The sequence below is a fragment of the Arthrobacter sp. D3-16 genome (genome assembly GCF_054408515.1).
This window is the reverse complement of the sequence record NZ_CP096437.1, coordinates 1,301,045-1,310,743: the sequence shown is the minus strand read 5'-3', so window position 1 is coordinate 1,310,743 and position 9,699 is coordinate 1,301,045. Positions and strand designations below refer to the sequence as shown.

The following is a 9,699-nucleotide window of genomic DNA, read 5'->3' as shown; positions in this document are numbered from 1 at the left end:
GATGCTAGTGGGGGTTGCAGTGGCGTTTTGGGGCAGCGATGGCTTTGCCGGCTGGTTCTTCATCCTTGGCGCCGGCCTGCTTGGGTGTGTCCTCTCCCCCATCACTGAATTGCTGATCGCCCGCCAACTCTCTCGCCTTGGCGGACTTCCCTCAACCAGGACCAGAATTACGACGGCGGCTGTCACCGCTGCGCTCTGCGCCGCCCTAACACTGCGTATGGGGATGGACTGGTCCCTTCCGGCTTTCCTGGCCCTTGCGGTGCTCGCTGTGCAGTTGGCACGAATCGATCTCGCTCACCACCTCTTGCCGAATCCCCTGGTTCTGGCCCTACTCATCGCCGGCCTTGCCTTCTTTGGAGTCAGCAGTTCGGCCTCCGCGGGTTGGGCGGACCTGGTGCGCGCGATCGCGGGGGCCGCCATCCTCTTCCTTGTCTATCTGGTCCTGGCACTTGTCTCACCAAGCGGCATCGGAATGGGTGACGTGAAGCTTGCGGCCCCGGTGGGCCTTTTTCTGGGGTACTTGGGCTGGGGCCAGTTGTTTTACGGCGGTACGCTCGGGTTCGTACTGGGTGGCCTTGCCTCCGTCATTCTGGTTGCAACAAAGGGAGCCAGAAAGAATGCCGAGGTCGCTTTCGGTCCCTCTATGCTGGCTGCGCTCCTGAGCACCACCTTTGTGGCGCAATAGAAGGACTTTTAGGCGGCAAAACCCGCCTCAAACTTATAGCAACTTTTCCCTCAACAGCTGTCAAACCGAAGCTTGAAAAGCAGAATTAACGCAGGACAAGCGCAGGAAATACCCAGTGCGGGAAATCTTCGCTCAAGATGCTGCAAACATCCGGTTTTTGCAGAAATCAACGCCTAGCTTTGACTAGGAACTGGTGCTGGACCAGCTCTCCCTCACTCGCTCAGGAGTTTCAAATGCTTGCTTTCTTCTCTAACACCGCCGCCCGCATCCGCCGCGACGAAAAAGGTGCCACCGCTGTTGAATACGGCATCATGGTCGCGCTCATCGCAGTCGTTATCATCGCTGCCGTCACGCTCCTCGGCGGTGGTATGAAAGACGCCTTCACTAAGACCCAGTGCTCAATCAACGGAGGAACATTCACCGATGTGGTCGCGTCGGGTGGGGACACCTGCGCGCCACGGACGACCCTGTAGGACCACTGACGTCGCAGAACCTACGACCAACCGTAGGGGTAACAGTCTTTTAGCCGTTACCCCTACAGTTCTTTTCGAAGTGTCCTTCCTCTCACCCTTTGGAGCGTGCGTACTGATGCCGAAGACGTCAGAACGCGGCGCTGCAGCAGTCGAATTTGCGCTCCTAGTACCGGTCCTCATACTGATCCTCCTAGGCATCCTGGAATTCGGCAGGGCCTACAACGTACAAGTGTCACTTACAAACGCAGCCCGCGAAGGCGCCCGCAGCATGGCCATCAATAAAGACCAGGACACCGCTCGTACGGCAGCAAAGAGTGCCGCCTCTCACCTCAACCCGGCACTTGTGGATGGCAATATCGCCTTCAGCCAAGTCGCCTGCCCGGCAGACGCACAAACAACGGTCACCATCAGCTACAACCTCAGCACGATGACCGGTATTGCAGGACCGTTCGCCATGACAGGGAAAGGAACGATGCTGTGCGGCGGCTAGCAGCCACGGGTAAAGATGAACGGGGAGGAATAGCCGTCGTTGTCGCCATACTCATGGTGGTGCTGCTCGGCTCCGCTGCCCTCTCCATCGACGTCGCAAAGCTATATTCGGAACGGGCGCAACTCCAAAATGGAGCAGATGCAGCCGCCCTCATGGTGGCCCAGAAGTGTGCCAAGAATGAAGCCGACACGAACTGCTCGTCAACATCACCGATGGCTGCAGAACTGGCCAATAAGAACGCATTAGACAGCCTCAGCAATGTGAGGGTCGTCAACCTCGACAAGCCTGGCCGTACCGTCCACGTGACAGCAGGCGCAAAAGAAGCCGGCGCCACCACGAACAGTGTGTCCATGTTCTTCGCCGGGGTCTTGGGATTTCCCAGTTCCGAGGTATCAGCATCATCGAGCGTACGTTGGGGCAGCCCTGTCGAGGGCACCACGCCCTTCCCTCTGGCATTCTCGGTCTGCCAAGTTGCCGGGATGGTGGGCGGTGCGACGCAACTGCTCCAAAACCATTCCGCGGATAAGAATGCGGATTGTGCTCTCGGGCCGGCCGGAAAAACGGTACCAGGCGGCTTCGGCTGGATTGTTCAGGACCCTGGGCAGTGCGGCGGCATTGTCGACCTTGCTACCAATGAAAGCGGCAGCAACACCGGCAACGATGGTCCCTCAAACTGCGATGCCGTCTTGGATAAGTGGGCTGCCGACATCGGCGCCGGAAAAACTGTCACCGTCCTGCTGCCCGTGTATGAGGACATCAGCGGAACCGGTGCCGGGGCGTCCTACGACCTGTTGGCCTTTGCCTCATTCAACGTGCAGGGGTGGGCCTTCAGCGGCGCGGATAAGCTCCCGCTGGTCTACAACAATGCATCTTCATCCGACACAGATTTGCACTGCAAAGGCAATTGCCGCGGCATCATTGGCAAGTTTGTTGAGTACGTTTCGCTGGCTGACGGCTACAAGCTGGGGCCCGTCAGTCCTTACGGCGCGACTGTCGTAGAACTAACCAGCTAATCCAACGCACGTCCGTATTCGATAATCCCCAGGAGCAGTAAGTGAAGTCTCGATTGTTGGCAGGAGCGGCAGCGGTAGTTCTTGCCATCGTCGGCGCGTTCTTGATTGTTTCGTATGCCCAGGGTGCCGACCAACGAGCTGTCAAGGACCTCGAGCCTGTGGCGGTTTTGGTCGTGAAGACGGCGATTCCCGCAGGCACTCCTGTCGAGTCCATGGCGGTTTCGCTGGCTACCGAGCAGCTTCCGGCAGCGGCCGTGACTGGCACATCGTTGGATTCCCTCCAGAGCGCAGCAGGCAAGGTAGCCGCCGTCGACCTCGTTCCCGGGGAACAGCTTGTCTCCGAACGGCTGGTCGCTCCCGAGGAGCTTAAGACGTCAGGATCCGTGGAAGTTCCGGCCGGACTGCAGGAAGTCTCCTTCCAGCTTGAGCCGGACCGAGTCGTTGGCGGGCGGCTCGCCCCTGGCGACCATGTGGGCGTCTTCGTGTCCATGGAGGAAGGTGGACTGGAAGCTAAGGCCGACAAGGAGACCACCAAGCTGACCGTGCGCAAGGCGCTCGTCACTGCTGTCCAACGGGCACCCGAAGCAGCCCCGGCGTCCGCCCCCACGCCTACGGCGAGCGCCGATCCCAACGCGGCCGACCCGAAGGACACTACCCTGCCAACGGGCTCCCTGATGCTGACGGTCGCCGTCACTGATGTCGACGCAGCCAAGATCGTCTTCGCCGCTGAGTACGCCAAAATGTGGCTCAGCAAAGAGCCCACGGACGCTACTGACAGCGGTCCCCGGATCATTCAGCGGAGTGAGGTCTACAAGTGAGCCGCTTCGTCCTGATCACACCCAACACCGATTTTGACGCCCGCCTGAGGCAGGCCGTGGCGGGCGGTCTCCAAGGCGGCGTGCAGACATTCTTCACGAATGTCCTGCCCGCCGGTCCCTATGACCTGTTTGCGCAGCTCAACCAGGAACAACCTGAGGTCCTCGTTCTCGGGCCGGACGTCCCCATGGACGAGGCAATCCGCCTGGCCACCGTACTCGACGTTCAGGTGCCGGAACTTACGGTGCTGCTGGTCAGTGAGCCCGACCCGGAGTTCATCCTGCAGGCCATGCGTGCCGGTGTCCGTGACATCCTCAGCCCGTCCGCCGACCCCGCCCAGATGCGGGTGCTCCTGGAGCGCGCCTGCCAGTCCTTCGCCAGCCGCCACCGCATGGGTCAGCCGCAACAGGCCCAAAGCGGCAAGGGACGGGTGATTGGCGTCTTCTCCCCCAAAGGCGGAGTCGGGAAGACAACCATCGCCACGAACCTCGCCGTAGGCCTTGGCAAAGTGGCGCCCATGAGCGTGGTGGTGGTGGACCTTGACCTGCAGTTCGGCGACATTGCCTCCGGTCTCTACCTCAACCCGGAGCATACTGTGACGGACGCAGTCTCCCCTGCGGCGAGCCAGGATACCCTGGTGCTCAAGGCATTCCTCACGGTGCACCCTTCGAGCATCTATGCCCTGTGCGCACCTGATAACCCCGTGGAAGCAGACCACATAACCCCTGAACAGGTCACCCGGCTGCTGGAGCAGCTTGCGGAAGAGTTCCAGTACGTTGTCGTCGACACCGCCCCCGGATTGCCGGAAATAGGACTGGCAGCCATGGAGGCCTGCACGGACGTGGTGTGGGTCAGCGCAATGGACATCCCCAGCGTCCGAGGCCTGCGCTCCGGGCTGGACGTCCTCCGCCAGCTCGATATTCTGCCCGAGGGCAGGCACGTGGTCCTGAACATGGCGGACGCCAAATGCGGGCTCTCCGTCCAGGACGTGGAATCGACCATCGGCGCTCCGGTCGATGTCAGCGTTCCCCGCTCCCGTGCCGTTGCATTTTCCACCAATCGCGGCGTTCCGGTACTCCAGGACACCAAGAAGGATCCTGCAGTCAAGGGACTCAACCAACTTGTGGAGCGGTTCAGCGGCGATGGACGGGAAAAGGGCCAGCGGAGAAACCACCGGCGGGTGGTGGTCTGATGAAGCTCTCCGAACGCATTCAGGCGGCCCAGACAGAAGCACAACGGGCCGCTGCCGCAACGACGAGCCTGGGCTCCTTGGCGGTTCCCTCCACCGCCCCGGCGGACGTTGCCCCAACGACTGCCGATACTGTCGCTGCCGCCGATGCACAACCGGCGGTCAATACTCCTTTTCTCGGCCCTGACGCCGAGCGACCGGACTCGGGCCAGCACCAGCCGGCAGGAAAGCCTTTCCAGCTGCCAGCTCCGCAGCACGAAGTGTTCAAGCCGAGGACCCAACAGCCGGTAGACGCATTCGCTGCTCTTAAGCAAAGGGCGGCGACTGCTCTTTTCGAACGGATGGGCGCCCGCTTCAACGACTCCTCAATTACCGAAAAAGAGCTGCGAAGCACTGCCCGCGAAGAACTCAGCCGCATCATCGACACTGAGCAGGTTCCATTGACCGCAGACGAGCGTTCCCGCCTTGTCGCGGACGTGGCCGACGACGTCCTCGGTTATGGCCCGTTGCAGCGGTTGCTGGATGATCCGGCGGTTACCGAAATCATGGTCAACCGCATGGACCAGATCTATGTCGAACGCAAAGGGAAGCTGACCCTCAGCGAATCGCGGTTCAGTTCTGAGGAACACCTGCGCAAAGTCATCGAGCGCATCGTGTCCAAGGTGGGGCGGCGCATTGACGAGTCCTCCCCTTTGGTTGACGCGCGGCTGGAAGACGGCTCCCGCGTGAATGCCGTGATACCTCCTCTGGCCGTGGGAGGCTCTTCGCTGACCATCCGTAAGTTCAGCAAAGTTCCCCTGACGGTACAGAACCTCATCGATTTCGGCACGCTGACACCGGAAATGGCGGAACTGCTGAACGCGTGCGTCAAAGCCAAGCTGAACATCATCGTCTCTGGCGGTACTGGCACCGGTAAAACCACGTTGCTCAACGTTCTCTCGTCGTTCCTGCCCACCAACGAGCGCATCGTGACCATCGAGGATGCCGTGGAACTTCAAATCCAGCAGGAGCACGTTGTGCGGTTGGAAAGCCGGCCACCCAATACCGAAGGTAAAGGCGAGGTCACCATCCGTGAGTTGCTTCGAAATTCACTGCGTATGCGTCCCGACCGCATCGTGGTGGGCGAGGTCCGTGGCGGAGAATCCCTGGACATGCTTCAGGCCATGAACACCGGCCACGATGGTTCACTCTCCACGGTCCACTCCAACTCCCCCCGCGACGCCGTCGCACGTCTGGAAACCCTGGTGCTGATGGCCGGAATGGACCTGCCCCTGCGGGCTATCCGCGAGCAGATCGCTTCCGCCGTTAACCTCATCATCCAGATATCCCGTCTCCGGGACGGCACGCGCCGCATCACCCACGTCACCGAGGTCCAGGGCATGGAGGGTGACATCGTGACCCTCCAGGACGCCTTCGTGTTCGACTACTCCGCGGGTGTGGACCAGCACGGACGCTTCCTTGGTTCACCCATCCCCACGGGCATCCGGCCACGCTTCATCGACCGCTTCGAAGACATGGGAATCCACGTCTCGGCAGGTGTTTTTGGCATTCCGTTGGCCTCCAGCGGAAGGCAATGACGTGATCTTGACGATGGGAATCATCCTTTTCCTCGCCGCCATAGCCCTTGCAAGCGTGGCACTAATCATTCCAGGAGCCCCGACGGTGCCGCTGGATCGCCGTCGGCCATTCCGCGCCGAGTCAGACTCCCAACTGACTCGGTTTGCAGGATCAGCTGTCCAGGGAATTGAGCACGTCCTCGCCAAGCGGAATGTCCGTTACTTCAACCGGGAAGTCCTCGAAAATGCGGGGCTGCGCCTCAGCCAGGCCGATTTCCTGCTTTTGGTGCTCATTGGTGCCTTCGTGGGTGCCCTGATGGGCCTCGTCGTGGCGGGCCCCGCCCTCGCCATCCTCCTGGTCATTGCAGCACCGTTCATCGCCCGCCTGGTGCTGGGCTTCCTCACGGGCAAAAGACGGACCAGGTTTGATGACCAGTTGGGTGACACCCTGCAGCTGCTCTCGGGCAGCCTCCGCGCCGGGCACAGCATCCTACGCGCCATCGATGCCGCGGCAAACGAGTCACAGGCGCCTACTTCCGAGGAGATGCGCCGCATTGTTTCAGAAACCAGTTTGGGACGGGACCTGCTCACTTCGTTGAATGACACTGCCGAACGCATGCGCAGTGAAGACTTCGTGTGGATCAGCCAGGCGATCCAGATTAACCGGGAGGTTGGCGGCAACCTGGCTGAAGTGTTGGACCAGGTCAACGAGACCATCCGCGAGCGCAACGAAATCAAAGGCCACATCAAATCCCTTGCCGCGGAAGGAAAATTCTCCGCTTACATCCTCATGGCCCTTCCCATCGGCATCGTCGCAATGCTCATGCTGGTCAGTCCGGGCTACATGGACAAGATGGTTTCCACGGTCCTGGGGTGGATCATGATCATCGCCTCGATCATCATGATGACCATCGGCGGGCTGTGGATGCGCAAGATCATTGACTTGAAGTTCTGAGGACACGATGAATCCTCTGCTAATCCTCGGCCTCCTCATGATTTGCCTGCCGGTCGCCTACCTTGCCTGGTCCCTGCTCTCCAGGGACAAAAAGGGCGAGGCCGTGGCCCGCGACATTCTCTCCCGTGGTGCCCACCGGGCAGACGTGGAAAAGAAGACCACCGGCGGCTCTCTCGAGAAAATTGGCCGCCGCCTCACTCCTACGGCTTATGTCCAGAAACTCGACCACCTGCTTTCGCTGGCTGGGCGCCCCGCCAACCTTCCCCTGGGCCGGGTTCTGGCTGCCAAACCTGCACTTGGCCTGATCGGCGGACTCGTCGGGCTATGGCTGAGTTCTGTCGGAACGACGCCGCTCATCAAGCTCGTGGGACTGTTCGTCCTGATCCTGGGCTACTTCATCCCTGACCTGCTCCTCTACAGCAAAGGGCAGGAACGGCAGAAAGTCATGCAGCTGGAGCTGGCCAACACCCTCGACCAGATGCTGATCTCGGTTGAAGCAGGGCTTGGCTTTGAAGGTGCCATGGCTCGTGCCGGCGAGAACGGCAAGGGCCCCCTTGCAGAGGAACTGGTGCGGACCCTGCAGGACATGCAGGTGGGCCGCAGCCGCCGGGAGTCGTACCTCGCCCTCGCTGAGCGCACGAATGTTCCGGAGCTGCGCAGTTTCGTTCAAGCCGTGGTCCAGGCGGACACCTACGGCATCGCCATCAGCCGGGTCCTTCGCGTTCAGGCAAAAGTCATGCGGGTAAAACGTCGCCAACGCGCTGAAGAGAAGGCCATGAAACTGCCCGTCATGATCCTGTTCCCGCTGCTGTTCTTCATTTTTCCGGTTCTCTTTATTGCGATTCTCGGACCGGCAGTCATCAACACCATAGAGACATTCAGCGGGCAATAGAGGGCACGGGTTTTGCCGCGGTCATGTCTCAAGGTTTACACAGGATCACCCGAAATAGGACAACCAACTACTACCAGGAAGTAGCCTTGAAGAATGCAAAGTCCAGATCCCGGCTCCAGCGACAGGGGCGCAGCTGCGAATCCACCGCAGCCCGGGATCGCACCGGGTACCGGTTCCGGGCTCTCGCAGGAAGCGGCTGGGCTCTTGCCGTTCGTTGACGCGGCAGTGCTGGAGGAGCTCGAAGACGAGCTTGCCGGTTCCGGTCTCGCCCAGCGCTTCGCCCGCGACTACGCCGCGATGTGGGACCAGCGCTGCGAACGGCTTGCGGCAGCGGTGGACAGGCAGGACAGCGAATCCGCCCTCGATGCCGTCATCAGCCTGAAGATCAGCTCGGCAATGGTGGGCGGGATGCGCCTGGCGAAACTGGCCGAACTGCTGGAAGTTTTGATCCGCCGGGGCGACTTCGGCCAGGGCCAGGCTCTCATGGAGCGGGTTGCCCGGGATGGCGGCCAGACGGTATCCGAACTCCAGGCGACGTACATCCTCAAGAACGGCTAGCCGTCCCGGCGCCCTGCTTTGCTCCGCACAGCCTAGACAGCGTCCGGCCTGCTCGGCGCCAGCCTGTACCCGACGCCCCGCACGGTCTGAAGCCAGCGCGGTGCCACCGAATCTTCCTTCAGCTTCCGCCGCAGGTTTCCGATGTGGACCTCAACAGCGCGCTCGTCCGCCTCGCTGATGTAGGTGTCCTCGCCGTAGAAGTCGCCGCGCACTGCCCGGACAAGATCGGCGCGGGTGCAAACCGCCCCGCCGCCGCGCAGGAGGACGTGGAGCAGATCGAACTCGCTTCGCGTCAGCCCCAGCGGCTCCCCTTTGATTTCCACCGTGCGTGTCCGGTGGTTCAGCGCCAGGCCGTTGTGGTGCAGGACCGCGGAATCCTCCAGCCTGGCGGCCGCAACAGCGGCGGCCGGCGCCGCCCCCCATACGGAAGACACCGGTTTCTGCCCGTCCACCTCGTGCCGGGGCCTCCGCATCATCGCCGCCACCCGTGCCCGCAGCTCGCGGGGCCGGAACGGCTTGGCAATGTAGTCGTCAGCACCGGCATTAAGGGCGGACAACAGGTCCGGCTCTTCGGTCCTGCCGGTCAGCATCACCACGTAGGCGTTGCTGAAATTGCGGATCCGGCGCAGCACTTCGAAGCCGTCGATGTCCGGCAGCCCGATGTCCAGCGTCACCACATTTGCCTGCTTGTTCCGGACCACTTCCACTCCGGCCCGCCCGTCAACCGCTGTATGCACCTCGAAGCCCGCCTGGCTCAACACCCCTTCGAGGAGGTTGCGCACATCGGCATCGTCTTCAATTACTACAGCCACACCAAGATCGTCCATTGATATCCCTGAGCCAGGCGGTTATGGCCCCCCATTAGCCCAGCGCCAATGCCCATACCCGCTCCAACCCTTTATACGCTACAAGTAACCCGAGATGATGACATCTCTTTCAACATTGCATCCGAAAAGTCAATTATTATGACAAGTATGTGGATTACGAGCCGGAGAGGATGTGCCATGGTGCCCAGCAGCATTGCGGACGCACAGCCGGCGGATTTTCAGCTGGCGATCCACCAAGGCCTGAT

At 61.2% G+C, this 9,699-nt stretch carries 11 protein-coding genes and 1 pseudogene; 11 read left to right on the top strand and 1 reads right to left on the bottom strand.

The window, feature by feature from the left end; all coding sequences use genetic code 11:
- Positions 1–7: 7 nt before the first annotated feature.
- The 11 genes and pseudogenes from M1D32_RS06380 to M1D32_RS06330 all read left to right on the top strand — a co-directional run bounded on the left by M1D32_RS06380 (position 8) and on the right by M1D32_RS06330 (position 8,627).
- Entirely contained in the window at positions 8–685 is a 678-nt protein-coding gene (locus M1D32_RS06380) for a prepilin peptidase (protein WP_458781446.1), read from the top strand.
- A 233-nt stretch (positions 686–918) separates the two neighbouring features.
- A complete protein-coding gene (locus tag M1D32_RS06375) occupies positions 919–1,158 on the top strand; it encodes a Flp family type IVb pilin (RefSeq protein WP_458781445.1) in 240 nt (79 codons plus the stop codon).
- A pseudogene (locus tag M1D32_RS06370) lies at positions 1,109–1,363 on the top strand (TadE/TadG family type IV pilus assembly protein); the annotation flags it as partial. The gene M1D32_RS06375 and the pseudogene M1D32_RS06370, both read left to right, overlap by 50 nt.
- A gap of 63 nt (positions 1,364–1,426) precedes the next feature.
- Positions 1,427–1,648, top strand: coding sequence for a hypothetical protein (locus M1D32_RS06365; protein WP_458782272.1), 222 nt, complete (start codon positions 1,427–1,429; stop codon positions 1,646–1,648).
- Positions 1,636–2,661: a pilus assembly protein TadG-related protein gene (locus tag M1D32_RS06360; RefSeq protein ID WP_458781444.1), complete on the top strand. Its 1,026-nt coding sequence runs from the start codon at positions 1,636–1,638 to the stop codon at positions 2,659–2,661. Before M1D32_RS06365 ends, M1D32_RS06360 begins: the two co-directional genes overlap by 13 nt.
- 41 nt (positions 2,662–2,702) lie before the next feature.
- Entirely contained in the window at positions 2,703–3,479 is a 777-nt protein-coding gene (cpaB, locus tag M1D32_RS06355) for a Flp pilus assembly protein CpaB (protein WP_458781443.1), read from the top strand.
- Complete coding sequence (locus tag M1D32_RS06350) at positions 3,476–4,669, top strand: AAA family ATPase (protein WP_458781442.1); 1,194 nt, start codon at positions 3,476–3,478, stop codon at positions 4,667–4,669. The genes cpaB and M1D32_RS06350 overlap by 4 nt, the downstream gene beginning before the upstream one ends.
- On the top strand, positions 4,669–6,243 hold the full coding sequence (locus M1D32_RS06345) for a CpaF family protein (RefSeq protein ID WP_458781441.1): 1,575 nt from the start codon (positions 4,669–4,671) through the stop codon (positions 6,241–6,243). The genes M1D32_RS06350 and M1D32_RS06345 overlap by 1 nt, the downstream gene beginning before the upstream one ends.
- Before the next feature lies 1 nt (position 6,244).
- Positions 6,245–7,177: a type II secretion system F family protein gene (locus M1D32_RS06340; RefSeq protein ID WP_458781440.1), complete on the top strand. Its 933-nt coding sequence runs from the start codon at positions 6,245–6,247 to the stop codon at positions 7,175–7,177.
- Positions 7,178–7,184: 7 nt separating this feature from the next.
- Positions 7,185–8,069, top strand: a complete 885-nt coding sequence (locus M1D32_RS06335; protein WP_458781439.1) for a type II secretion system F family protein — start codon at positions 7,185–7,187, stop codon at positions 8,067–8,069.
- 93 nt (positions 8,070–8,162) lie between these two features.
- Positions 8,163–8,627 (top strand): Hpt domain-containing protein, encoded by a 465-nt coding sequence (locus M1D32_RS06330; protein ID WP_458781438.1) that lies wholly within the window; start codon positions 8,163–8,165, stop codon positions 8,625–8,627.
- 32 nt (positions 8,628–8,659) lie between these two features.
- Here the strand turns inward: M1D32_RS06330 and M1D32_RS06325 are convergent, their stop codons facing one another.
- Positions 8,660–9,454 carry a response regulator transcription factor gene (locus M1D32_RS06325; RefSeq protein ID WP_458781437.1) on the bottom strand — a complete coding sequence of 265 codons (795 nt, stop codon included), beginning with the start codon at positions 9,452–9,454 and terminating at the stop codon, positions 8,660–8,662.
- Positions 9,455–9,699: the final 245 nt, after the last annotated feature.